Raw genomic sequence first — 24,682 nt, 5'->3', positions numbered from 1 at the left:
GCTCTCTGATCATAACAGAGAGCTTTTCTTTTATCTATACAGGTTCCTCTATTTATTTACAGTTAGATGACCTCGACTCACCTTACTTGCTTGAAAAAGGATTGCGTTAGGATATCTACTCATTGATTCTTTGGGCGATGGCTTTTTTACAAAAACATAAAGTTCCTCTTTTCATTTCCCTTTTTTCCCTCTTTGCATTTATTTATTTTTATCCTGCGGGACTTGAGCCGGCAGACGGGGGATTGAAACACATCCAGGTTTTGGACTTTATCAAACAAAACTTTCAAACTTTGAAATGTTATTATCCTGAAAGAGAAATCGATCCTGATTTGAAATTCATTCCTTGGAGAGGAACTTTCTTTTTGCACATCATAGACAATCAATGTTATTATGTGTTTCCTTTTTATCTTACGTTCCTTCTGACTCCTTTGCATTTGATTTTAGGAACGGTAGGGGAATATCTTTTGCCTTTACTCGGTTTTATTTGGACTCTTTGGCTTTTATGGCTGTGGTCCGACAAACTTTTGTTAATCAAGGAAAATCGGATATACTTTTTGTTATATTTCGGACTTGGAACTGGTTTGTTGCATTATGCATTTCTTTTATCTGAAACAAATTTGAATTCAGCAATGCTTAACACTGCTTTCTATCTTACCTGGAGATCGATTCATGAAAAATCGGACCGATTGTTTTTGGTCTCTGCACTATTACTTGGTCTTGCCGTTTATCTGAGACAAGAATCTTTGATTGTAGGAGTTTTGCTTGTAGGTTTTTGTTTTTTGACCAGGACAAAAACTTTTCTTCAGTCCTTGAGTTTTCTATCCGTTTATTTATTTTTAATCGGCCTTTGGGCATTCATCAATTGGAAAATTTTCGGAAATCCTCTCGGCTTGAGAGGAGTAGAGCAAGTAACGGCGGCAAGTGATCCTGAATTTTTTTCCAAACGCATGCGTATGTTTTACGAATTTTTCCTTCACGGACGGGATAACGTAGGTTTGTTTTTGTCATCTCCTATATTGATTGTAATCCCTTTTTATATGAGAAAGTGGAAAACATTGGATCACGGATTTTTACCTATTTTCTTAACTGCAGTCGCATTTGTTTTGATTCTTCCTTTTGCCGTTGTTAATTATCAGGGAGTGGGGTGGGGAACCAGGTTCGCTCTTTCCATGACACCGATACTTTTGTTGTCGGTAATTCTTTTCCATCAATCAAAGGAAAGTTTTTTCATTCCCAAATGGGTTCGGATCCTTACGATTGTTTGGTCCATATTGGGAGTTTGTTTCTATCTGGTTGTTTTGGGTTATGCAAAGGAAAAATTTGCAAAAGGCAATCGCTTTTTAAAAGCCAACGCTTCCGAGACGGTTGTGATTGTAAGTGAAGGATTCGATTCTTCCACATTTGCGATCCATAACGTGAAGAAGGTATTTCATGCCACTACATATGATTCTTTCTCGGAATTGTCCGGTTTATTGAAGAAGAAAGGAATTACCACCAATATTTCGTTAGTTTATCCTTCTTCCTATTTCTTTGACGAAAAAACTTTCTTTACCGAAAATATTCTGAATCAAATCCAAATATTGGATACCAAAGAATCGAAAGAAATTATGATTCGAAACATATCTTTGAAGTGATGACAAAAATTATTTTTTCCTATCTCTTTCTTTGGCTTTTGATCTTCAGCCAATTGAAACATACTCCTGCGGGTCTTTTGCAGGACAATGTTCATAAATACTTTCAAACTATGGATTATATACAATCGGGCGGCGCCGATTTTTCCATTCACAATCATGATTATAAATTAGACCCGAACAATCAGTTCGGAATTTTCAATGTTCCTTTCGCGTATTTGATTCAAAACAAAATCTATATGACTTTCCCTTGGCTTTGGGTTTATTTGAACTCTCCCGGTTTGAAATCATTCGGATTTTTCGGGATTTATTTGATTGCAGGCTTTGCCGGTTTTTTGTCTGTTTTTTCTCTGAGATCTCTTCTTTCCCGTTTTACGGAGAATCAAAGTCTGATTAGAAATACATTATATTTTTATATATTTTGTTCTTCCTTGGTTATCTATTCGATTTGGTTTTATGAAGGAACATTATGCAGTCTCTGTCTGTTTCTATTCTTGAGTTTGGAATTAGGAAGAAAGACCGAAGATCATCATTTTAGTTCTGCTTTAAAATTCTTAGTAAGTTTGATCCTACTTTCCATTCTCGTTTTGCTCAGAACGGAAGTGCTTTTTTTTGCGGTTCTTATCTACTTCGCAATCATATTCCGTTCTTTTTCAAATCTGAAAAAGAAACTGGGTTATCTGGTTCTTTATGCAATGGTTCCTGGTTTTGTGTTTTTGTATTCGAACCATTTGATTTGGAACAATCCGCAAGGTTTGAGATTTCTTGGTACACATTCTTTCACTTTCTATGAAAGAATGGTTCGTGTTTTCGAATATTTCTTTTTTGAAAAGTATTGCATGTTGTTTTATCTTCCTACTTTTTTTCTTACCTTTTTTCTATTCAAAGATTGGAAAAGTTTGCGAAAGGAAACATTCTTTCGTATTTATCTGGCTTGTTTGGTATTTATGGTGGCGATTCCTCTTCTGTCTCCCCAACAACAAGGAAGCGATATTATGCCTAGATATTATTTTCCCGCCGTTCCTTTCCTGGCATTCTTTATTTTTTACACAATCGACAGATACGTTCCCAATCGGAAAAAACTGATTCACTCGTTTGTATTCATACAATCTGGTATCTATCTTTCGATCACAATTCTGGTTCTTGTTTTTACGAGCAGACGAATGGATCGTATTTATAAGGAAATTTCACCTTATATCGGTCAGACGAACGTGGTTTCCAATGAATTTGTCGGTCATTTGGTTCAAAATGCGGAGATTCGGAATGTTTATCAGGGAGAGGGACAATTTCAATTGAAGAGATTGACTAAATTACTTTCTCAAAATGGGAAAACATCTTTTCATTTTTTTATATGGGAACCCAGTTACTACGAATACTATCATAAGTATCTGAATGCAAATTATGAAAAGATCGCAAAAGTAGAGGATATTTACATTTACCGCTACAAGGGAAATATTTCAAAATAGGGAATTGAAACCAATCTACTCCCTATTTTTTGATACGATCTAGTTTCCGATCCGAGATTCTAAAAATCGTCCGTAACCTTTTTCTTTACCGAGGCCGGCACTCGGTTTTCCTTCTTCGAAAGCGAGTTTTCCATTCACAAACACTTGTTTTACGGTCGAATCGTTTCTTCTCACCCAACGTTTGAAATCTCCCATAAAAGGCATTGAGGCTTCCACATCCTTGGCAAGTGAATCGTCCAATTTTGACGGATCGATTAAAACCAAATCCGCTCGTTTTCCTTTTTGGACATACCCTGCATCAATTCCGAACCAATCTGCAATTTCTCCCGTTAAGCGGTGCACAGCAGTTTCCATGTTCATAAAAGGGTCTTTTTCTTTTTCCGCATCCTTTACCAATTTCATCATTCGTAACGGAAAATTGTAATGTGCCATTCCCCGTAAATGCGCTCCCGCATCGGAAAAGCCAATCAGGATATCGGGATGAGATACGATTTTACGAAGTGGTTCCGTTCTATGGTTTGCCATCACTGTATACCAGCGGATCGAATTTCCGTATTCCGCCACCAAGTCAAGGAATGCATTTACGGAATGAACTCCTCTTTCTTTGGCAACTTGTTCTATCGATTTTCCGAGCAAATCGGGATTAGGTGATTCAACGATTTTGGTTTCTCTGAAATCCCTGTGAAACACTCTTGGCAAAAACCAATTGGTCCATTGTCTTTTGAACCAGGATCTGTATTTCGGATCTTTCATCAGTTTTTTCCGTTCGAGCTCGTCTTCTATATGATTTGCCGCCGCACCAGCACCAAACTCTTCAAATACGACTACGTCCATTCCATCCGCGTACAAATCGAACGGTTCCGGCAAAGACTGATAACGGAAGTCGGCACCGAAAAATTTATTCGTAATTCTTCCAATCACTCCTAATAATTTATAAAGGCCCGGATCGTATTTTACATCCATCATGGAAATGATGGTAGTTTTGAGAGGTTTTGCAAAAACTCCGAATGCCTCCCATAAAAACAAAAGCAAATTGATCTTGGTTGAAACATTCGGAACACCTTGAAAAATTTTTCCGCGTTTGCGAAGAGTTTTATTTAGAAATTTATATTCGCTCCAAGGCGCGAAAGTCGAAGGTAAGGGACGGGAACGGAATCTACTTCCGTCCATCTTGTCCCAAACAAGAGTATTGATGGACATCCCCATAAAACCTTCGTTCAACGCTTCTTCTAAATGATCGTTCATTCGATTGAGCTCTTCTTTTGTTGCCCTTTCTCCTTTGGTGAGAGAACGTTCTAGTCCCATCACGTGAGCACGAATCGCAGAGTGTCCTGCAAAAGATGTTACGTTCGGTCCTAAAGGAAGATCGTTTAAGTGTTGTTTGTATTCTTTGGCGGAGTTCCAGTTTTTTCCCTTTTCCAAAATCGCAAGTACATGCTTGCGGGGGATCGCTTCCACTCTACTGAACATATCCGCAAGGTCCACAGGATCACCCAAAGCCAAACTCAAAGAACAGCTTCCCAAAGAAATCGTCGTGACTCCGTGACGGAGAGATTCGGAAAGATCGGGGGAAACTTCTACTTCCGCATCATAATGAGTATGAAAATCGATAAAACCCGGAGTGAGCCAAAGACCTGTGGCATCGATTATTTTTTCACCGGGAAGAGCAGACAGAGTGCCAGAAGAAAGATCTTCTACTTTGCCATCCAGAATCCGAAGATCTCCCACAAAGGAAGGATTTTTGCTTCCGTCAAAAATACGGGCATTGCGGATCAAGGTCGCTGACATAGTAAGCCTCCGAAGAACCATAAAAGTATGGCAGAATGTCATACTTTTGTCAATCCGCAATCAAGAATTTTGTTCGTTTTTAATAGAGAATTTTCCGGATGGAATGGTTGTGCCTGTCAGAGAAGAAGATAAAGTTTCCGTCCGTAGTGATGGATGTGTCGCAATTGGAAGCGTTGCAAAATCTGCTGGTTCCTGGGATTCCTATCGTTCCGTCCAGAAGTCCTGCGCTCTGAGGCGTCGCAATTGTGGTAATACCATTAGGAGAAGAAAGGGACATTTTTCGAAAACTTTTTCCGGACCCTTCCAAAAGATAGAGAAAACTTCCATCCATGGTAAGTCCATAAGGAGAATCCAGTGTGGCGGAGATTCCCGTGGAATTGTCCGAGTTCCCACTAGCGCCTGTTCCTGCAACAATCGATTGTAAGGAAGAAGTCAGATTGTATTTTAGTATCGTATGGTTCCCCGAGTTGGCAATATAGAGGTCGTTTCCGTCGGTAGTAATTCCGTTAGCATTGTTCATACCTGTCACGGAAAGAGAAGAAGTGACTCCCGTAGCAATCACGATTTTTTTTATCTTATTATTGGCGCGATCCGTAACAAAGAGATTGATACCGTCTGTCGTAAGATAGGTGGGGGTATTGAGCCTTGAGGTTCCGATTCCTCCGTCTACGTCCCCCGAAACTCCGGCAGCCCCTGCCATAAGTGTAATGGTTCCCGTCGAAATATTGATCTTGTTCACTGTATGATTATTGTAGCTGGTAACGTAAACATTTACTCCGTCTGTTGCGATTCCATGAGGACCGGGATTTGCGGCAAGCGTAGTTACGGAATTGTCACCTAAATTCTGTTTGCGGATCAGGTTACTGGTAAGGTCCGCTAAAAATAAATTCTGTCCGTCCGTTGCAATCGCGATCGGATTATTGAAGTGAGCTGCGGTTCCGATTCCGTTATTGGACCCGGAAGTTCCGTCTCCGCTCAAAGTCACGAGAGATGCAAAACTTTGATTTAAGGTAGGGGGATTGGGTGTGGAAAACAAAGTTCCGTTGAATACGAATCCACTCACACAGTCAAATGTTACTACCGCATGAGCACTTGCCAAATTTCCGAAAGGAGAACCTTCGACCGAACACACTTGAGTGCTTGGTTGCGTAACGACGGAAACGGAATAAGCGGAAAGATCCGTGAGCGCGGTAGCAAAATTATTATAGCCGGAACTGTTCAGACTTAAAGTTTCTGAACCGTTGTTTTTTAGAATTAGATTTCCGTTTAAGTTTTTAATAAACACCCTTACAAAATAATATCCCGGTATGTCGATGTTCTTATTGATGACTCCCACAGTTACTGTGCTTAGATTTTTGAAAGAACTATCCTCGGTTGATGAGGAAATTGAAATCGTATAACTGGTATCAGTTTGAACTCCTACGGTTCCGCGCGCTCCTTCTATCGTCACTGTTTGCGGAACGGTTCCTCCTGTGGGAGAAAATTCCAGATAAGATTTGTTACATGGTGTGCTTGCGGAAAATACGGGAGCGGATTCCACTATAGTTCCTCCGTTTGCGGTATCGCTACTTTCCAGACAAAGATACACTGACTTTTCAGGATTTTCGGAAAGTGCTACTGTGAAGTTTGCTCTCACTCCGAATTCATTTATGTTGCCACTGATTGCACTTACAACCAGGCTGCCTGTCGCCGCTTCAGAAGATGAGGAATTGACGGAGGAAAGAAGCGCTAGTACCCCTTGAGTCGGTTTAACATTACAAAAGGAAACAAAACCTAGGAGTATTAGATACAAAAAGGGCTTCACGATCTTTTTAACAAAGGAGAAAGCCCGGATTCTCTAATTTCTTTCTTCAGCCATGGAAATAAGTTCTTTCCCGGCGATTTCCCTATTTCCTTCTCTGCTTGAAACTTCTTTTGCTTTATGAAAAAGGATTTGAATTTCGGCATCCGAATAGAACCTCCCTTCACTCTCCAAGATGTGACGGATTGCTTTGGTTCCTGACTGATTTGTGAAAGAAATTTTTTCTCCGTCGGTGCGTCCCACAAATTCGGGTGAAAAGCTACGATAGGCGCCTTTTTTTTGTCCCAAAGTTTTGGTAACCCCGTCTTGGTGGATTCCGCTTCTATGGGAAAAAATATCCTCTCCAATGATGGGAGTTTTTTCCCCGATCGGAATCCCCGTCATTTCAGAGATCTTTTTGGCGGTGGGGTAGATTCTGTCAAAATGGATTCCCGACTCTTCTCCATTTTGGTAAAGCGCAACTGCAGTTTCATAAAAATTCGTATTCCCCGCCCTTTCACCTAATCCATTTAAGGCGACTTCTATTTGGGTGGCGCCTGCATAAAAACTTTCCACGGAAGTCGCTGTTGCCATTCCCATATCGTTATGAGTGTGCACGGAAACTTTGATATGATCCGGAGTCACTGCCTTGATTTCTCTTACCATCTCTACAAAAAGAAAAGGTCTGTATCTCTCCACAGTATTGGGTAGATTGATGACATTCGCGCCAGCTTCAATGGAAGTTTGAAATGCTTTTTTTGCAAAATCCATTCCGTCCCGGGCATCTCCGAAATGTTCGCCGGAAAATTGAATGCTGACGTCTTTGCCTGCAATCTTTCTTGCAAACGAAACGGAATCGTATATTTTTTCCAAAACCTGTTCGTAACTGATCCTTAATACCTGTTCGATGGCAAAGGGACTCACCGGATAGACTATATGCAATCTGGGAGTCTTTGCGTTTTGGATGGCTTCCCATGTGGTTCGGATTTCCTTTTCATTTGCACGTGTTAATGCTGCAATCGTGACGGATTCGGTAGCTCGTGCGGAAAGAATCTTTGTTGCTTCGAATTCCAACGAATTGGAAGAAGGGAAACCTACTTCGATGCCGGGAACATTTAAATCAACTAACAAATCAAATACGATTTGTTTTTCTTCGATGGTCCAAGGCTTTTTCAAAGCTTGATTTCCGTCTCTTAAGGTAACGTCTTGTATCCAAACGGTTCTATTTTGATGGTTCATTTTTTCCTCACTTTCCTTTGGCCCCTAGACCCGTCGGAGAGGAGGATTTTTACTAGCTCGTGCCAATAAAAAAGCCCACGACCCCGAAGGGAGTGGGCTTGTATGCAAACCTCTGTCTCCCTCGAACTAGAGTAGTTCGAGGAGGAGGAGAGAAGAATGCATGTATGCAAAAGATTTCATATCTATCTCTATAGACGGACTAAACTATCGATTCGGTCAAGATTTTTTTATAAAAACTTTACGGTTTAATTCTTTTCTTTATGCACCAAACGGAATTTGGTGAGGTTATGGCAGAACCAGTACTACTTTCTATTCTTTTCGCAGACCGGGTCATTACGGAAAATAATAATAAAAAAGGAATCATCGGTACTTTCGACAGGTTCATGTCTCCCAGTTTTCCCGTGATTTTCCCTCCTTGGGGAATTTACGTTGCGATTACAAACTTGATTGGAAAACATCAGTTTGTTTTGACTCTGACTGTGATTGATACGGATCAGGTTGTATTGCCGATTGAAGGAGAGTTTGAAAGCGCGGGCATTGACGGAGTTGTAGAGCTCACTCTGAATTTGAACGGAGTGTCTTTTCCGGAAGCAGGGCGTTATAATCTTTCCGTACATGTCGACGGGGAACTGATCGGAAGTAGGGTTTTGAAAGTGGATTTGTTGAACCAAATCGATGTTTGATGGGAAAACCCCAATGGGGTCAATTGGATTCTGTCGGAGATATTGCAATCTATCGGTTCAGTAACACGATCAGCAAACTTACCGTTCCGATGAATAAACAAAGCGGAGTGAAAATTTTTTTATCCTGTTTGGCAAAATCAGTGTCTTTGACTTTTCTGAAAAGACCCACATAACGAAATTCACCGATGGCACGCAGATAGAATATGGTTGTGATTCCAAGGTCCGCATAATGGATATAATTTCGGGGAATCCATTCATTGAAATTACCCAAGTTTCCCAAAGTCGCTAACGCAAATAAAAATAGTCCGATTGCTACGATAATGGTAGCAAAAACTCCAGGGAAAAAAAGTTTTTTGCCTTTTAGATTTGCGGGAATAGCGGAATGGCTTCCCCATTTTCCACCTAATGCCCAATAAATATGTATGCCTGAAATTGCGAAAAAGATAAATGAATTTACGAAAACTAAAAAAACGGTCATGCCCCAAAGTCCTCTTTTTCTAATGATCGTCAATTCTTATCCAAACTCGGATTGCAAGGAAAGCCCTTAAAAAAGGAAAATTATTTTCCTATTCTTTACCATGCCTTTCTCCAGTCTGGAACCTAAGACGAAGGTTACCCTTGCAAAAAAAAATAGAAACATTCTCGGATCTTTCCCTAAGCCCTCCCCTCCAAAAGGCAGTGAAAGAATCAGGTTATACCCAACCAACTCCGATCCAAATTCAAACCATACCGTTACTTTTAGACGGACACGACCTTCTAGGTTGTGCGCAAACCGGTACGGGAAAAACGGCCGCGTTTGCTTTGCCCATCTTACACCGATTGACATCGGAAAATAGAAAAACATTACCGAAACAACCTAGAACTCTAGTGCTTGTTCCTACTCGCGAACTTGCAGTTCAAGTTCATGATAGTTTTAAAACCTACGGAAAATACCTGCCTATCAAAACAGCTGTTATATTCGGAGGAGTGGGGCAAAGTCCGCAGGTGAAATCGATTGCAGCGGGAGTCGATGTACTTGTTGCAACTCCCGGGCGTTTGGTGGATTTAATCGATCAAAGATATATTTCTCTGGCAGGAATCGAAGTATTTGTGTTAGACGAAGCCGATAGAATGTTAGATATGGGATTTATTCATGCCATCCGCAAAATCATAACTCTTCTCCCGAAAAAACGTCACAATCTGTTTTTTTCAGCTACCATGCCTTCGGATATTGAAAAACTAGCAGCATCCATGCTTGTAAATCCTGTTCGTGTGGAAGTAACTCCTGCATCGTCCACTGTCGAACTCATTAAACAATCGGTGATGTATGTGGATCGGGATGCTAAAAAGGATTTATTGCTTAAGCTTTTTAAAGACAAAGCATTGAAACGTGTAATTGTTTTTACAAAAACAAAACATGGTGCCAATAAGGTCGCCGAACTACTGAGCAAAAGCGGAGTCGCTGTGGATGTGATCCACGGAAACAAATCGCAATCGGCACGCCAACGTGCATTGGAAGATTTTCGTACAGGAAAAAATCGTGCGTTGGTAGCGACTGATCTTGCCGCCAGAGGAATTGATATTGATGACATCACCCATGTGATCAATTATGAAATCCCTTATGTTCCCGAAACTTATGTACATAGAATCGGTAGAACGGCTCGCGCGGGTGCACAAGGAATTGCGATTTCCATCTGCGAAGCCGATGAACGCTCGTTAATCAAAGATATCGAAAAGGTAATCGGAGTGAAAATTCCGGTAGATAAAGATCATGGTTTCCATTCTCAGAAAGTGGAAGATCATACGGGAAAAGCTCCGAAGGAACACGGTTCCGGTCAATTCAAACAACGCAGAGGCGGTGGCGGTGCCCCTCCTTCCCGAGGCGGCTCATCGGCTGGCTATAAAAAACCTTCTAAAAAACAAGGTCGAAGCCGATAGGAAAAAGTTTATAAAATATGAATCATATCTTTTCCGATAGAATCTCTGATGTTCCGAAATCATTTCTTCGGGAAATTTTGAAGACAACCGTCAATGAAGACGTGATTTCCTTTGCAGGAGGATTGCCCAACCGGGATCTATTTCCGATAGGAGAGATCAAAAAAGCTTCCGTCAAAGTTTTGGATGAGTTCGGCGGAGATGCTTTGCAATACAGTAATTCGGAAGGATATCTGGAACTTCGAAAATGGATTAGCGACCGTTATGCGTTGAAGATGGGCATTTTGGTAAATCCTGACAATATTCTTATTACCACAGGATCTCAGCAAGGTTTGGATCTGATCGGCAAAACATTGATCAACGAATCGGAGTATGTCGCTATTGAAGAGCCCGGTTATTTGGGTGCCATCCAGGCATTTTCCCTTTATCGTCCCCGATTTTTGCCCATTCCTTTGCATTTTGACGGATTGGATTTGAAAACACTTCAATCGACATTTCAAAGTTATGCGGTTAAGTTGATCTACGGAGTTCCCAATTTCCAAAACCCGTCCGGGCTTTCCCATTCCGACGAAAATCGGGACGAGGTGGCGAAAATCATCTCGAATTCAAACACCATTCTTGTAGAAGACGATCCTTATGGAGAATTGCAATTTCAGGGAGAAAAAAGACGTAGTTATTTTTCCAGAATCCCCGAACAAACCGTTCTGCTCGGATCATTTTCCAAAATATTCGCTCCATCTCTCAGGATCGGATGGATGGTCGCACCGGATCGTTTGATGGAAAAGCTGATCATCGCAAAACAAGCGTCTGACTTGCATACGAATTATTTCGGACAGAGGATTTTGCATCAGTATCTGACGGACAATGATTTGGATCTCCATATAACGAAGATTAAAGAAAAATATTCGAAACAAAAAGAGGCCATGATTTCCGCTATAGGAAAATATTTTCCCAAGGAAATCAAATATTCCAATCCGAATGGAGGGATGTTTTTATGGGTGATTTTGCCTGAACAACTGTCTTCGCGCGTCGTCTTTGATTTGGCAATTAAGGAGAAGGTTGCATTTGTTCCCGGAGATCCGTTCTACATTAACAGAACCAATGCGAATACGATGCGACTTAATTTTTCCTGCGTGGATGAAGAAACAATTGAGACGGGAATCAGGAGACTTGGCAAAATCATTTCTGATTTTATATCTTAAAACCAATAGTTTTAGCTTTACTCTTTCCGCTCTATCTTGGCATTTAGGGAATAGTTATTTGTTTTAGTAGAAAATGACAAACAAAAGAGCCTTTATCCCTCCCGAGCTTGCTCACGAACTTGTAAAAAATATCCGACTCCTCGCATTATCCGGCAAAAAGAATTTCCGGCAATATCTTTATGACCCGTTAGTTTATGCGGGTTGGGAAAGAGACAAAGCTCATCTAGCTGCATCCACAGGCAAGCTTATGGACAAGATCCAGGAAGATTCGGCCGATCCGGCTTACCAACATGCGATCGCACTTCATTGCAAAAGACTGATCTCCCAAGGATTGACGGAAGGATTTTCCGCATTGGGAGATTCTTGTATTTTCTTTTTGGATAAAATGCAGGAAGAGCCGAATCTTGCCGCTTCAAACGAAGCCACCGACTTTGTGTTAGCTGTGGAGAAGTCATTAAAGGATTTTGCAAAAATCACAAGCGATACTAATGAGAAAAAATTCGAAGAGTCCATTCAGAGTCTTTCCATTGAAGATATGAAGTCTGCGTTTGATCCGGTTCGTTTGGACGGAACCCGCAAGAAAGTTTATTTGGAAACGGAACTGCATACTTTGTATCAACAGGTTCTTGTCGCAACCAAATCAAATAACCTGGCAAAATGTAAAAAATTACTTTCCCGCTATATTATAACTTATAATGAATCGGAAAATTATAATAAATCCGAAGTGGAAACCTTGCTCATTGCTCTGGACAAAAGAGAAAACGGTTTTCGTCAAAATCTTTGGGATTCTCTTGCAATTGAAATTTATTATTCCGTGACACGAGGAATTATGGAAGGCAATGCCAAAAAAGCCATCCTTGGAATTCGAAAATATGCATATATATTTGAAGGTGATCCCAATGCAAAATTCTATTATGAAATAGACGCATTGGAACGAAAGTTATACGGTATCATACAAACTAAAGATTTGATGAAAGATCTAAGGAAAGGAATGTAATGGCTAATATAAAAATTTCGGAAAAACCTGACGGAGACCGTACTATTATGCAGGTAGCAGGTGAGATTGATGCAAAGACTGCCCCGGAACTGAAAGTAAAACTGGAACTTGCGATTGGAAATGGCGCGGTAAAAATTGTTTTGGACTTTTCTTCTCTTACATATATTTCCTCTGCTGGCATCGGCGTATTGAACTCGATCCAAAAGTTTTTAAAAGACAAATCGGGAGAAATCATTCTCTGCGGTCTGACGAAAGAAGTAAAGGACACAATGGATCTGATGTATTTTACAAAAAAAGTAAAAGTATTTGCAAACGTGGAAGGAGCCTTGGCAAGTTTATAGGTTTTGCCTGTGAAGCCTGAAAACGAAAAGACTTATATCTTTCCCAATGATTTGGATTCCTTATCCGAAGTGAGAAGAGAGGTAAGGTCGTTCTTGGGAGAAAATTGTCCTGATCTGACCAAAGGCAGGATCGTATTTTGTCTGGATGAAGTAATAACAAATGTTATAGAACATGGGTTTCCCGAACCGAAAGAATCGGGAATCCGACTTAAAATGCAAAACCGTTCCAAAGAATGGAAATTCATCATCAACGATGAAGGAATCTATTTCGATCCGACAAAATTAAAAAGTGAAACTTGGAGGGAATTGTACGAATCCGGTGCTGACGGCGGATTTGGGATTCGTTCCGTTAAAAAAATCATGACAGTCAGTTATAAACGTTTGAAATCTCCTCCTGAAAACCAACTAACGCTTGTATATTCTAAGGAAGCCAATGAATAAGAAAAAAATCCTACGTACCGTTTTGCCAGGAATCCGAACCAAACTCAGTTTTTTTACGGCCATTCTTGTGATTTCGATTTTGGCAGTTACTACCGCAATCCATTACAATCAACAAAAGAATGCTTTGGAAGACAAGCTGGATGCTGAACTCAAAACTCCTTTGGAATATATCAATTCTGCGGTTTTGGATTTGGAAAATCTGAATCGAAGCCTTGTGATGATCGAAGAGTTTAAGGTTCGGGTTCGCGAGAAGAAAAAAGAGCTGAGTCGGTTCAAACGAACGGTTGTTAGTAAGGAGACGGGATTTTTGGGCTCTCTTAAAGCCTTAGGTCAATCCATGGGATTGAATGTAAAACGCGGGAATGTATATCATAGTGTAGATACTTATTTCACCCGTTATTTGTCCGAAAAGGAAATCGAAGATTTTGAATCCAAGGTTAGAAACGAACTTAGAAAAGAAACGGGTGCCCCGATTGATCCTGTTACTTATGAAAAAATCCGTGGTCTTGCGGAAAAAACCGCAGCGGGTAGAATCAGTGCGGAAAGATCCCGTTCGCGTATCGAGGAAATAGATGAAGAATTGCAAACGATCGAACCGGAGCTGATTCGGAATGATTTGGATCCTAAAAAAAGGAAATTGTTTGTCTCTGAAAAGGAAAAACTTGCCAAAGAACAAAGGTTAAATGAAAAAACAATTCCCGAAGGAGAAAAGAAAGCGCTTTATTTTGAAACTCTTTTGACAAAAGCTTTGCAGAATTTTTTTCGGGGCTCTTATAAAGATAGGATTTCTTCTTTGGGACTTATGCCTGATAAGATCCGGATTTTTGCATATGACAGAGTAGGTAAAGAAACTTTGGATACCGGATTACTTTTTCCTCAGTCCTCCGGTACCGGTAAAAAACTACTCACTCAGGAAAGTTTCTTAAAAAGCAAAAAATCTTTGTTCGATGATAAAGACGCAATCGGACTGGTTCAGGAAAAATCAAGGCCGGAAAACTACGAAGTCGGTGGCCGTCAATACGAGGTCGTGTTTCGACCGGTATTTCGTAATCCGAATACTGCCGAAAGAGCTAGGAGGATCTATGAAATTTTCATATCGGACGAAAATGGCTTTAAAAGTTATTTGGAAGAAGATAAAAAGACTTCCGCAGATATCAGGGAAATCGCGGTTAAATTGAAGAGCCGTATAACGGATCTTAAAAAGGAAGGAAAGGTAAAGCCCGGCTCAGATTCAGAATTCCGTAATTTAGCAGAAGGTTATCGTAAGCTGATAAAAAAAAGAGAGTCCAAATTTGAAGAACTGCAACCTAACAATCCTACATTCGAGAAAGCGGAAAAAAAGTGGAAAGAGGAATATCTTTCTTTGCAGGAAAAAGGTAAGATTACAGCAAAAGAAATTTTAGATTGGGAACAGCAGCTGAAAACTCCTCAGAAAGAGGGAGAAAAAAAATTCAGTACGGAAGAGATACAAGATAAGATTCGAAATTTGGAGGCATTCGCCGAAGAAGTGAAAGACTCGATCGTTCGCATGGAAGCAGGTAAGAACGACTGGACAGGATTCAAGGAACGGATATTAAACGATTCTTTTTTGGAAATTAGAAATGCAGCATTGGAAGATTTCGCATTTGTCCCTTTTAAAACAGGTCCTTCGGGACTAGTTCGTTATTATAAAGACAGTGAAGAACGAAAAACAAACTCTGCAAAGGCGAAGTTATTTCGAGAATGGATTTTGTCAGGTAACTCCGAAACGGATTTACCAAAACCCAGAGGAAAGATTTCTTTCGCAGATTCCGGAATTTTGGTTCGAAGTAGAACGGAAGCGGAAGAAATGATGTGGGAACTCGATTCTACTCCGCTTCTTGTTGAAAGCAAGGATGGTTCGGGGTTGGTGTATGATCTTTTGCGAAAGGACCTACTTGGTTTCAATATCATACTTTTGGATCGAACGGAAGGTTATCGTCAGATCCGAAACAACAGGGAAGAATCCGTTCGTTATGCGTCGATCATCGGAGTCGTTGCAATCCTTTTGGCCTATCTACTCGCTTGGCTTTTTGTCCGTAAAATCAAAACCATCAGTAGAAAAACGGAAGAGATCGAAAAAGGAAATCTGGATGTGGAATTTCCTTCTGCCGGTTACGATGAGATCGGGATATTGAGCGAATCTCTCAACGATATGGTGCACGGATTGAAAGAGAGAGAGGAGATGCGGGGAGAACTTGCCGCCGCAGAAGAGATCCAAAAACGCTTGTTACCCGAAAAACTGCCTACCGGATTGGAAGACAAGATCGAACTTGCCGCATTTTACAAAGCGATGGCAGGTGTCGGCGGGGACTATTATGACTTTATTGAGCTGGCGGACGGAAAGCTGGTGTTTTGCATTGGGGATGTTTCCAATCATGGAGTCGGTCCCGCCATTGTTATGGCACTTTTCCGAGCACAGATTCGATCCATCTTCAGAAGAGGGGAAAGGAATTTAAAAAAAATCCTTTTGGAAGTCAATGCCAGTCTTTATGAAGATACACCTGATCATATATTCGTTACTTTTTTTCTTGGGGTTTTCGATCCTTCCAATTCCCAAGTGGAGTATGTTTCCGCAGGGCACATCAAGCCTATGTTATATGATGCTTCTAAAAACAAAATCCATGAATTGCCTGCGGGAGGACTTCCTCTTGGTATGGATGAAAATTCATTTTTTGAAACAACAATTGAAAGAAGATCTCTTGTGATGGATGCAGGTGATATATTTTTCGAATATACCGACGGATTTGATGAAGCGCGCAGTCTTGACGGAAGTTTTTTTGGAAGGGAACGTGTCGCTAAATTGTTGTTAACGCATGGAGGTAAAGCTGTTCCGGAAGTAATCGCTCAAATGGTTACTGAAGCCGAGCTGCACACATCGCAAAACTTGAGTAAGCCTGGTATGTCCTCTTTATCGGATGATATTGCCATGATTGCGATTAAAAAGAAATGACTTGGGGAATTTGAATCGGGTTGTCCGGCGAAGGGAAGCGAGAAATTGAGGTGAAGAGGGAGTCGAAGGTATACCATCCCCGCCCTATTGACATTGGGTGGGGTTAACCGCCCGCCACCCAATGACTTCTCTTTATCATACCGCCTTCTTTCTGTAAAGCGATATCGCCTTTTCCCGCAAAAAGTTTCAAAAAAATTCGCCTTTTTGCCTCTATTTCCTAACGGCAAAGAGATGAAAGAGTCCCCATCCCGATCCGAAAATCAAAATTCCGGTTGGAATGAGGAGGGTGAAGGGAAGTGCGATTTCTCTCGTTAAAAAAATCAAAGCCAGGATAGAGCCGAATAATAGAACAGATACGACCCAATTTGGGAATCTGGGTTTGATTCCCCGAGCAGCAAATATAAAGAGAGCGATGGTGGGTCCGAGCGTATAGGAAAAAATAGTAAGTCCAACTTCCAGGATTCCTTTTTCTAATCTTTCTCCCATAAAGAATGGAAGGAGTGAGGAAAAAAACAAAATCACTCCGAAGATAAGAGAAAGTATTTTCGGTGTGAGGTAACGATCCATTTCCCAGTCGCGTGCCCAAGTGAGAGAGAGAGAATTGATTGTGGATGAAAGAGAAGACATGGCACTGGCAAGGATCGCGGAAAGAAGTAAGCCTAGAAAAGGGGAAGGGATTTCTTCTACGATAAACATACTGAACGCTTTGTCCGGGGCTATCGTTTTGCCTTGGTAAAATCCCGAGAGTAAGGTTCCGATTCCTAAAAACAGTAAAAACTGAAAAAATACGAATACTCCGCTTCCGATCAGTATCTTTTGGCCTTGTTTCAGGTTTTTGCTTGCAATGACTCGTTGAACAAGCATTAGGTCTGTTCCGTGGGAGCCTATCGAGATGAATGCGCCTCCGAGAATGGCAAATATAAAATAATATGCGTTATCGCCCGTTGAAAGCCAGTTTGTATGAAAGACACTCAGTTTGCCGTTGGCAAGCGATGTTGCAATCACATCCGGAAAAGGATTCCCTCCTGCACTCAAAAGGTTCCAAAGCAGATAGAACGCATAAAATCCGCCTAATAAGTATATAATGAGCTGGAGCGAGTCTGTAAATACGATCGCTCTGAACCCACCGTAGACCGAATACAAAATAGTGGCGAATGTTAATAAAAAGAGTGCAGTGATTCCTAAGGTGGATTCTCCGTATTCGGAAAAACCCATCTTTGTGAGTAAAAATGCAATCGGTAGGGAAGTAACATAAAGTCTGATTCCATCACCTAATACTCGTGAAATGGTAAAAAGTCCTGACATGGATTTTTGAGAGGATTTTCCGAACTTTTCACCTAAATAAGCGTAGATGGAAATTGTTTTTCCTGCATAATATTTCGGTAGAAGCAAATAAGCAACGGCCGTTCTTCCCAAAATATATCCGATTGCAATCTGTATAAAGGAAAAATCTCCTTTCATGGACAAGGAAGGGATGGACAGGAAGGTAAGACTGGAAGTCTCTGTAGCCACAAGAGAGAACATCAGCCACACCCAGTGGATTTCTCTTTTGGCCAGATAAAAGTCTTCTTCACTCGAACGTTTCTTTGAAAAATGAAATCCGAAATAAAATACAGCGATGAAATATACTACGATTACGGAAAAGTCTAGGATGAAATTCATATGTTTTGCACTATTTTGAAACTAGGCGAGAAGTGTAAAACCAGGAAATCTTACTATAGCCCGAATTAAATCGGTTCTCGTTAGAATTCCGACCAAACTTTGGTCTTCGTCTATAATCGGTAGGGAACCGATTTTCTCTTCTAACATGACTTTGGCGACTTCTCTGATTTCCGTTTGAATGGTTCCGGTCAAAAGCTTTTGAATCATAAAGGAACTCAAAGGTTTGGTCAGAGAATTTTCGTCTTCGCTGATGAATTTCCACACATCTCTGTCGGATAAAATCCCTGTCAGTTTTCCTCGGGAGTTGATGATCGGAATGTGTCTGAATCTTTTTTCCAAAATAAACTTTCGGGCTTCATCCAAATTGGAATCCGTAAACAGACTTTCTACAGGACTAGTCATCACTTGGTGTGCAAATAAAATCAACGAGGGAGGCGGTTCTTCGTTCGCTTCATCATATGCTTTTTTTGCTTTTTGCAAGTTTGGAAGAAGGGAGTTGTCTTGATCGGATTCATCAAAGGCTTTTACCGGTTTGGAAGAAACAACTCCTCCGATTTTGGGAAGTGCCTGCGAAGCAACTGAGGGTAGTCTGGGAGTGGAAATTCCTTCCTGAATCCAAAAGAACATAGCATTATCATAATTAAAATTAAATGTTTGGCAAGAATAAGAAAAAACTTGCAAAGAACGAACAGTGGTTTTTTATCTCAGGAATATTTATTCCACCGGAGAGGGCAAATTCACTATGAAAAAGAAAGTTTCCGTACTTTATGATTTACTTGAATTTGTATCAGAAACCTACCCTGATAAAATTTCTTTTAGAAAGAGAGCGGCCACAGGAGAATTTCCAGGAATTTCTTTTTCCGATTTGCGCAGATTTGTAGATCAGCTAACAGCTGGTTGGATCGAAGAAGGTTTGTCTTTTGGGGATCGTGTCGGATATTTTTGCGACTCCACTCCCAATTGGCTTAAAACCGATCTTTCCATTCTGACTGCGGGGGGAGTTGTGGTTCCCAGGGGAACTGATATCGTAGAAGACGAGATTTTATACATTTTGAATCATTCGGAAGCAAGGTTTCTTGTCGTTCAAAAGGAAAAAGACAGAGCTCGTATCCAAAGGATTCAGTCAAACCTTCCTAAACTTGAAAAAATTTATGTTTTGGAAACTGATACCGGTGAACTGGCGATAGGTGAAGGAACTGTTTCCGGTTTGGCATCGAAAGGAAAGGACGCTTCGGAATCAAAGCCTGGTCTCGTAAGAGAAAGAGTGTCCGGTCTTGATCCTGATGCACTTGCTACATTGATTTATACTTCGGGAACAACCGGCAATCCCAAAGGCGTTATGTTGTCCCAAAAAGGATGGATCACCGCCATTCACAACACAAGTCTTCGTTTGGATATGAATGCAAATGACAATGCGGTGAGTTTACTTCCTCCCTGGCATGCATTCGAAAGAGCCATTGAATACGCGGTGATTTCGCATGGAATTGATTTTTTGGTTTCCAATATGACAAACCTGAAGGATGATCTTAGGGATTTTCGTCCCACTATATTTCCATCCGTTCCCAGAATTTGGGAATCCGTCTATAACGGAATCATGGTGAAGGTGGCGAAAGAAGGCGGATTCAAAGAAAAACTATTTCAATTTTTTCTAAAAGTCGGGGGAAGTTTCGCAAAACACAAGTCAGTTGTATTTGGGTATGATTTCGCATTGGAACGAAAATTTTTTTTATCGGATATTTTACAAAGAGCTTATTCATTTTTCGTGCTTCTTCTTTTATCTCCTTTGAAGTTATTGTCTGTGAAAATATTTTCCGCAATCCACAAAGCATTAGGCGGTAGAATCAGAATTTGCATTTCAGCAGGCTCCGCACTCCCCAGCGTAGTTGATGGATTTTTGTCAGCCATAGGACTTAAGGTGCTCGAAGGTTACGGGATGACGGAAACTTCTGCAGTGGTTTCCATCCGTTCCAATACCAAACCTACCAAAGGTACGGTGGGAATTCCAATCGATGGTTATCAAATCAAACTGAAAGACGAACATGGGAGAGAGTTAAAGGAAATTGCCGCCAAAGGAACTCTTTGGATCAAATCTGATCAGATTCTAAAAGGATATTATAAAAGACCGGAATTGAATGAAGTGGCTTTTGATAAGGACGGTTTTTTTGATACGGGTGATCTGATGCAGATTTCCTACCGGAATGAATTGGTGTTTTCGGGAAGATCCAAAGACACGATTGCGCTCATCGGCGGAGAGAATATAGAACCGATCCCGATCGAAGACAAACTTCTTTCCTCTCCGTATATTGATCAAGTGATGGTAGTGGGCCATGACCGCAAAACTTTAGGCGCCCTCATCGTACCCAATTTTGAAGCTGTGGGAAAAAAGCTCGAAGGACTTATCGGTTCCTACGATACTTGGGATTCAAATCCGAAAATAAGAGAGTTGTTTCGAAGTGAAATTACTGCTATCATTTCCAAACATAATGGTTTTAAGGCGTTCGAGGTAGTGCCAGCTAACAACTTCTATATTGTTCCCCGGCCGTTCGACCCGGATCGTGAAATGACCCGGACTTTAAAGATGAAACGAAATGTGATCGCAGAAGTATTTGCAAAAGAAGTAGGCAGGATTTACCAATGATACATCCAAAATTAAATCCCTATATCAGCGAAGAAGATAGAAATTTTTATAATACAGTATTTCAGTTTGCGGAAGAAAAAGTTTTACCTACCGCATTGGAAAGGGATGAAACGGAAACTTGGTCCGATGACCTTTGGAAAGAGTTCGGAAAAGCCGGTCTTGCCGGACTTTCCATGCCTGTGGAATACGGAGGGCAAGGTGCGAATTGTCTGCAATGTTCCCATGCAACGGATGCATTCGCCGCAGGTTCGTTAGATGGTGGTATGGGATTGTCTTGGGCTGCCCATATGATCATCGGAGCCATGCCGATCGTATTTCAAGGAACCGAAGAACAAAAAAACAGATTTTTACCAAAACTTGCAAGCGGAGAATGGATTGCCGGATTTGCATTGTCCGAGCCTTCTTCAGGATCGGATGCCGCTTCTCTTCTCACCCATGCGGAAGAAACGGAGGAGGGTTGGAAAATGAACGGATCCAAAATGTTCATTACGAACGGTCCGGTCGGTCAGGTATTTATTGTGATGGCGAGGACTTCCGAAAAGGGAAGGGGGCCTTTCGGTATTTCCGCTTTTATCGTGGAGGACTCACGAAAGGGGTTTAAGGTGAGCAAGATTCTGAAAAAACTAGGCCACCATACTTCCATGACCGCAGAACTCGTATTTGAGGATATGGTTTTGCCCAAAGAAAATCTATTGGGACCTTTGAATTCGGGTTTTGTCAGGATCGGAAAGGAAAACTTGGAATGGGAAAGAACCGTGTTCGTGGCTGGTCTCGCCGGAGCGATGGAGTTTTGTTTTCGCTCAGGGATGAGATATGCTCGGGAAAGAATCCAATTTGGAAAACCGATTGCATCCTTTTTCGGTATGAAGGAAATTTTGGTAAAAAACTGGGTTTATCTGCAAGCGGCAAGAAGACTCATTTATTGGGTAGCAGAGAGAAAGGACAAAGGGATTCCTTCTCCTTTGGAAAGTTCGCTTGGAAAACTCATATCCTCTGAAATTTCGGAGGATGTAGCAAAGGACTCCGTACAGTTGTTTGGCGGATATGGTTATATGAAGGAGTATTCTGTGGAAAGATTTTACAGAGACGTAAAACTGGGAACGATCGGCGGCGGAACCAGTGAAATTCAAAGATCCATCATATCCTCGTTGTATCCGGGCAAACAAAAGTTTATGGCTGATTTTGAAAAACTGGAAACCGTTTTCTCGGAGTCGGACAAGATTCAAAATCATCTATTCGATATTCTGATTCAAATGGACGGACAGTCTGCCCGCAAAAAACAGCAGCCGATTGAATTTGCGTTTGCAGATGTTCTTTCTCTTTTTGTTATTCTTTCCCAATCTTATTCCGATCTTTCCGTTTCGTTGCAGCATTATTCCAAAGAAGAGAAGCTGATCGATCGAAGTCTGATTACTTTTTTTCTTGTGGGGAAATATTTATCTTCTCTCTCCAGGCTATCCGGTTTCGTAAAAGAAGAACTTAACACAATTTGGAGCAGTTATCAGAAATTAGGTGAAAAGATAGAATCTCTTGTAAACGAGCGATTTTCGACTCTTCAGGAAATTTCATAAAATGAAACCGGCAATCCGAGTATCTTTGATTTATTTCGTACTCGGATTTGTTTGGATTTATCTTTCAGACCATGCACTCGCCAGTTTTTTAAAAGAATCGGAAGATTTGCGAGTGGCTCAAAGTTATAAGGGTTGGTTTTTTGTAACTCTTTCTTCTTTTATTATATTTTTTCTACTACTGAGTGAGTTCAGAGTTCAATTTAAATTTCAAAAGGAAAAAGAAGACTCGGATCATCTTTACAGAAACATTCTGGAACAAATTCAGGACTCGGTAATCGTTTTCAATTTAAATACTTGGAAAATAGAACTAATCTCCAAACAAACTGCCAATTTTTATGAAACATCAGTTACGGCCATTGTGGACAATCCGTATTTACTGATTGAAAGGCTTCATCCTGAAGACAAGGATCGAATGGTGGATATGTGGACCAACCGGCTTAGGGAAAATCATTCATCCGTGCTTTATCGGTTGTTATTCCCTGACGGAAGAGTGAAGTGGGCTCTCGAAAATAGATTGTTTTACGATAGCGGATCTGAAATGCAAAACAGAGCGATTTCACTTACTACGGACATTACCGATTATATGCAGAACCAGGAGAAACTGGAAAAATCGTTAAAGGAAAACGAGGTTTTGTTAACGGAAGTTCATCATCGTGTAAAGAATAACCTAGCAGTAATTATCTCTTTTCTTCAGCTTCAGTCTTATTCCGCGCCTCCCGATGCGGCCGCCATATTGGATCAGAGTATCGCGCGAATCAGAGCGATCGCGCTTGTACACGAAAAATTATACAGTTCTAAAAATCTTTCCGGTCTCAATTCCAAAATGTATATAGAAAGTTTGGTGGAAAATATCAAATTGATGTACATGAGGATGGACATTCGGATTCATTTGAATATCGAACCGAGAGAATTGGATCTGACTTCCGCCATTCCACTCGGACTTATGCTCACCGAACTTTTAACAAACTCATTCCGACATGCATTTCCCAATCCTCAGGAAGCAGTCATATCGGTTGATTTTCGAATCAATGACAATGATAAGATAGAATTGATTTATAAAGACAACGGAGTGGGGCTACCTACTTCGTTTGATCGGAAGAGAATAGACACAGTCGGTTTGTCCGTGATATTTTCTCTTTCCAGCCAGATGATGGGAAGAGAGATCGAAGTATTGTCCAAACCTGGCGAAGGTGTTTTATTTCATTTCGAATTTCCGAATTATAAAGATAAAAAAGGGATTTCTTAGATGCACGAAAAAGGCAAGTCCTATAACGAAATACAAATCAAAGATACTGCTCAGTTTACCAAAACCATTACGGAAACGGATGTTTATTTATTTGCGGGCATCAGCGGGGACTTTAACCCTCTGCATGTGGACGAAGAGTATGCCAAAACGACTCCTTTTGGAACGAGGATCGCACACGGAGGACTTGCTGCATCGCTCCTTGCGCCCGTGCTTGGAATGAAACTACCGGGACTAGGTACGCTTGCTTTGGAAACCACTACAAAGTTCAGAAAGCCTGTCTATTTTGGGGATACTATCACTTGCAAGGTGGAGGTTACTGAAAAATTGGAAAAATTAAAAGCGGTTCGACTGAAAGTTGTTTGGACGAACCAAAAAGGGGAGGTTGTCAGCAAAGGAGATGCCCTTGTCATTCCTCCTGGCTAAGATATTGTCCTAGAAGACCTATTTCATCTTCTACAAATTCTCTTACTTCTTCCAGTTCATCATTGTCTATGATCTCTTCCAGGATTTCTTCGCCGTTCTCATCGTTGCCTAGCCTAAGTACAATATAACCGGGAACATCGGAATCCGGATCGTCTAACTCTACATTAACGAGATGGTATTCCGATTCCGTGTTCGGTAGAAAAACCAAATACTCGAATCCGTTCAAAGAAAAAGAATAGAACACTTCCCATAAAAACTGATTTCCCTTTTCATCCACAAGATCGATTTCTTCCGACGCTCTGGACGGAAAAAAATCATCTCCCAAACCCATGCCTTGCATTTCCATTACTTATAAAAATCCTTTTCGAAGGGTAGGCTATGTTTCTTTTTGAAATTGCATTCTTTGCAAGAAGGAACCAGGTTCCCTTTGACCGATTTTCCACCTCGTATAAGAGGTATTAGATGATCCATCGTAAGCTCGTCCACTTTGAACTTGCCGGAACAATAATGACAGATGCCCGAGGAACGTTTATTTTTCCACCAGGCAGTGTTTTTGAGTTCTTTTGCCTTTCTTCTTTCCCGGGCGATTTCTTCGTCCGATACGGTAGAAAAAAATCTATCTTCAGACAAAGTCTCATCCATACTTAAAACTGGCTTAATTTCAAGTGAAATGTCAAGAAAAGAAAAAG

21 protein-coding genes are annotated in these 24,682 nt (G+C 40.9%); 13 read left to right on the top strand and 8 right to left on the bottom strand.

The features are described 5' to 3' along the window. Positions 1-122: 122 nt before the first annotated feature. Both EHS11_RS13005 and EHS11_RS13000 read left to right on the top strand, forming a co-directional pair. Positions 123-1,634, top strand: coding sequence for an LA_3751/LA_3752 family putative glycosyltransferase (locus tag EHS11_RS13005; protein ID WP_246047870.1), 1,512 nt, complete (start codon positions 123-125; stop codon positions 1,632-1,634). Then, positions 1,634-3,097, top strand: coding sequence for an LA_3751/LA_3752 family putative glycosyltransferase (locus EHS11_RS13000; RefSeq protein WP_135764845.1), 1,464 nt, complete (start codon positions 1,634-1,636; stop codon positions 3,095-3,097). Before EHS11_RS13005 ends, EHS11_RS13000 begins: the two co-directional genes overlap by 1 nt. 39 nt (positions 3,098-3,136) lie before the next feature. Here the strand turns inward: EHS11_RS13000 and EHS11_RS12995 are convergent, their stop codons facing one another. From EHS11_RS12995 to leuA2, 3 genes are all read right to left on the bottom strand, one after another. Beyond that, positions 3,137-4,885: an N-acyl-D-amino-acid deacylase family protein gene (locus EHS11_RS12995; RefSeq protein ID WP_135764844.1), complete on the bottom strand. Its 1,749-nt coding sequence runs from the start codon at positions 4,883-4,885 to the stop codon at positions 3,137-3,139. 79 nt (positions 4,886-4,964) lie between these two features. Next, positions 4,965-6,677, bottom strand: coding sequence for an NHL repeat-containing protein (locus EHS11_RS12990; RefSeq protein WP_135764843.1), 1,713 nt, complete (start codon positions 6,675-6,677; stop codon positions 4,965-4,967). Between the two features lie 45 nt (positions 6,678-6,722). Continuing rightward, positions 6,723-7,904, bottom strand: coding sequence for a 2-isopropylmalate synthase LeuA2 (gene leuA2, locus EHS11_RS12985; protein ID WP_135764842.1), 1,182 nt, complete (start codon positions 7,902-7,904; stop codon positions 6,723-6,725). A gap of 287 nt (positions 7,905-8,191) precedes the next feature. Between leuA2 and EHS11_RS12980 the strand changes: the two genes are divergently transcribed. Then, a complete protein-coding gene (locus EHS11_RS12980; protein ID WP_135764841.1) occupies positions 8,192-8,587 on the top strand; it encodes a DUF6941 family protein in 396 nt (131 codons plus the stop codon). Positions 8,588-8,636: 49 nt separating this feature from the next. On the opposite strand, the gene EHS11_RS12975 is transcribed toward EHS11_RS12980, so the two are convergent. After that, positions 8,637-9,098, bottom strand: a complete 462-nt coding sequence (locus EHS11_RS12975) for a DUF3995 domain-containing protein (protein ID WP_135764840.1) — start codon at positions 9,096-9,098, stop codon at positions 8,637-8,639. Between the two features lie 107 nt (positions 9,099-9,205). Here EHS11_RS12975 and EHS11_RS12970 point away from each other — a divergent pair, with 107 nt between their 5' ends. From EHS11_RS12970 to EHS11_RS12945, 6 genes are all read left to right on the top strand, one after another. Beyond that, on the top strand, positions 9,206-10,504 hold the full coding sequence (locus EHS11_RS12970; protein ID WP_135764839.1) for a DEAD/DEAH box helicase: 1,299 nt from the start codon (positions 9,206-9,208) through the stop codon (positions 10,502-10,504). A 17-nt stretch (positions 10,505-10,521) separates the two neighbouring features. After that, a complete protein-coding gene (locus EHS11_RS12965) occupies positions 10,522-11,703 on the top strand; it encodes an aminotransferase-like domain-containing protein (protein WP_135764838.1) in 1,182 nt (393 codons plus the stop codon). Between the two features lie 73 nt (positions 11,704-11,776). After that, positions 11,777-12,700: a hypothetical protein gene (locus EHS11_RS12960; RefSeq protein WP_135764837.1), complete on the top strand. Its 924-nt coding sequence runs from the start codon at positions 11,777-11,779 to the stop codon at positions 12,698-12,700. Beyond that, a complete protein-coding gene (locus EHS11_RS12955) occupies positions 12,700-13,041 on the top strand; it encodes an STAS domain-containing protein (protein WP_135764836.1) in 342 nt (113 codons plus the stop codon). Before EHS11_RS12960 ends, EHS11_RS12955 begins: the two co-directional genes overlap by 1 nt. Before the next feature lie 9 nt (positions 13,042-13,050). Continuing rightward, a complete protein-coding gene (locus EHS11_RS12950; RefSeq protein ID WP_135764835.1) occupies positions 13,051-13,482 on the top strand; it encodes an ATP-binding protein in 432 nt (143 codons plus the stop codon). Beyond that, on the top strand, positions 13,475-16,453 hold the full coding sequence (locus EHS11_RS12945; RefSeq protein WP_135764834.1) for a PP2C family protein-serine/threonine phosphatase: 2,979 nt from the start codon (positions 13,475-13,477) through the stop codon (positions 16,451-16,453). Before EHS11_RS12950 ends, EHS11_RS12945 begins: the two co-directional genes overlap by 8 nt. A gap of 210 nt (positions 16,454-16,663) precedes the next feature. On the opposite strand, the gene EHS11_RS12940 is transcribed toward EHS11_RS12945, so the two are convergent. Then, positions 16,664-18,115, bottom strand: a complete 1,452-nt coding sequence (locus EHS11_RS12940; RefSeq protein WP_135764833.1) for a sodium:solute symporter family transporter — start codon at positions 18,113-18,115, stop codon at positions 16,664-16,666. A 21-nt stretch (positions 18,116-18,136) separates the two neighbouring features. Beyond that, complete coding sequence (locus EHS11_RS12935) at positions 18,137-18,742, bottom strand: CBS domain-containing protein (RefSeq protein ID WP_167884438.1); 606 nt, start codon at positions 18,740-18,742, stop codon at positions 18,137-18,139. Positions 18,743-18,857: 115 nt separating this feature from the next. On the opposite strand from EHS11_RS12935, the gene EHS11_RS12930 reads away from it, so the two are divergent. Genes EHS11_RS12930 through EHS11_RS12915 form a run of 4 tightly spaced genes read left to right on the top strand, consistent with a single transcriptional unit; the run spans position 18,858 to position 23,993 of the window. Then, positions 18,858-20,753: an AMP-dependent synthetase/ligase gene (locus EHS11_RS12930; RefSeq protein WP_135764831.1), complete on the top strand. Its 1,896-nt coding sequence runs from the start codon at positions 18,858-18,860 to the stop codon at positions 20,751-20,753. Further along, the gene (locus tag EHS11_RS12925) at positions 20,750-22,324 is read left to right on the top strand and encodes an acyl-CoA dehydrogenase family protein (protein WP_135764830.1); all 1,575 of its coding nucleotides are present in this window, start codon (positions 20,750-20,752) and stop codon (positions 22,322-22,324) included. Before EHS11_RS12930 ends, EHS11_RS12925 begins: the two co-directional genes overlap by 4 nt. A 1-nt stretch (position 22,325) precedes the next feature. Next, entirely contained in the window at positions 22,326-23,570 is a 1,245-nt protein-coding gene (locus tag EHS11_RS12920) for a sensor histidine kinase (RefSeq protein ID WP_135764829.1), read from the top strand. Next, positions 23,571-23,993, top strand: a complete 423-nt coding sequence (locus tag EHS11_RS12915; protein WP_135764828.1) for a MaoC family dehydratase — start codon at positions 23,571-23,573, stop codon at positions 23,991-23,993. It abuts the gene before it with no gap. Here EHS11_RS12915 and EHS11_RS12910 read toward each other — a convergent pair. Together EHS11_RS12910 and EHS11_RS12905 are read right to left on the bottom strand one after the other, a co-directional pair. Further along, positions 23,977-24,339 carry a DUF1292 domain-containing protein gene (locus EHS11_RS12910; RefSeq protein WP_135764827.1) on the bottom strand — a complete coding sequence of 121 codons (363 nt, stop codon included), beginning with the start codon at positions 24,337-24,339 and terminating at the stop codon, positions 23,977-23,979. The genes EHS11_RS12915 and EHS11_RS12910 overlap by 17 nt on opposite strands. Further along, positions 24,339-24,635, bottom strand: coding sequence for an HNH endonuclease (locus EHS11_RS12905; protein ID WP_135764826.1), 297 nt, complete (start codon positions 24,633-24,635; stop codon positions 24,339-24,341). Before EHS11_RS12905 ends, EHS11_RS12910 begins: the two co-directional genes overlap by 1 nt. Between the last annotated feature and the right edge of the window lie 47 nt (positions 24,636-24,682).

Source organism: Leptospira ilyithenensis, from assembly GCF_004771005.1.
Classification (GTDB): Bacteria; Spirochaetota; Leptospiria; order Leptospirales; family Leptospiraceae; genus Leptospira_A; species Leptospira_A ilyithenensis.
Note: the sequence above shows the minus strand (reverse complement) of the source record. Positions and strands in the feature narration are given on the sequence as shown.

What these genes read in the sequence shown, in the direction of transcription:
- EHS11_RS12995 (WP_135764844.1), bottom strand. Translation starts at nt 4,885, where the DNA reads ATGTCAGCGACCTTGATCCGCAATGCCCGTATTTTTGACGGAAGCAAA.
- EHS11_RS12910 (WP_135764827.1), bottom strand. Translation starts at nt 24,339, where the DNA reads ATGGAAATGCAAGGCATGGGTTTGGGAGATGATTTTTTTCCGTCCAGA.
- EHS11_RS12940 (WP_135764833.1), bottom strand. Translation starts at nt 18,115, where the DNA reads ATGAATTTCATCCTAGACTTTTCCGTAATCGTAGTATATTTCATCGCT.
- EHS11_RS12980 (WP_135764841.1), top strand. Translation starts at nt 8,192, where the DNA reads ATGGCAGAACCAGTACTACTTTCTATTCTTTTCGCAGACCGGGTCATT.
- EHS11_RS13000 (WP_135764845.1), top strand. Translation starts at nt 1,634, where the DNA reads ATGACAAAAATTATTTTTTCCTATCTCTTTCTTTGGCTTTTGATCTTC.
- EHS11_RS12905 (WP_135764826.1), bottom strand. Translation starts at nt 24,635, where the DNA reads ATGGATGAGACTTTGTCTGAAGATAGATTTTTTTCTACCGTATCGGAC.
- EHS11_RS12925 (WP_135764830.1), top strand. Translation starts at nt 20,750, where the DNA reads ATGATACATCCAAAATTAAATCCCTATATCAGCGAAGAAGATAGAAAT.
- EHS11_RS12930 (WP_135764831.1), top strand. Translation starts at nt 18,858, where the DNA reads ATGAAAAAGAAAGTTTCCGTACTTTATGATTTACTTGAATTTGTATCA.
- EHS11_RS12920 (WP_135764829.1), top strand. Translation starts at nt 22,326, where the DNA reads ATGAAACCGGCAATCCGAGTATCTTTGATTTATTTCGTACTCGGATTT.
- leuA2 (WP_135764842.1), bottom strand. Translation starts at nt 7,904, where the DNA reads ATGAACCATCAAAATAGAACCGTTTGGATACAAGACGTTACCTTAAGA.
- EHS11_RS12965 (WP_135764838.1), top strand. Translation starts at nt 10,522, where the DNA reads ATGAATCATATCTTTTCCGATAGAATCTCTGATGTTCCGAAATCATTT.
- EHS11_RS12945 (WP_135764834.1), top strand. Translation starts at nt 13,475, where the DNA reads ATGAATAAGAAAAAAATCCTACGTACCGTTTTGCCAGGAATCCGAACC.
- EHS11_RS12960 (WP_135764837.1), top strand. Translation starts at nt 11,777, where the DNA reads ATGACAAACAAAAGAGCCTTTATCCCTCCCGAGCTTGCTCACGAACTT.
- EHS11_RS12915 (WP_135764828.1), top strand. Translation starts at nt 23,571, where the DNA reads ATGCACGAAAAAGGCAAGTCCTATAACGAAATACAAATCAAAGATACT.
- EHS11_RS12955 (WP_135764836.1), top strand. Translation starts at nt 12,700, where the DNA reads ATGGCTAATATAAAAATTTCGGAAAAACCTGACGGAGACCGTACTATT.
- EHS11_RS12935 (WP_167884438.1), bottom strand. Translation starts at nt 18,742, where the DNA reads ATGTTCTTTTGGATTCAGGAAGGAATTTCCACTCCCAGACTACCCTCA.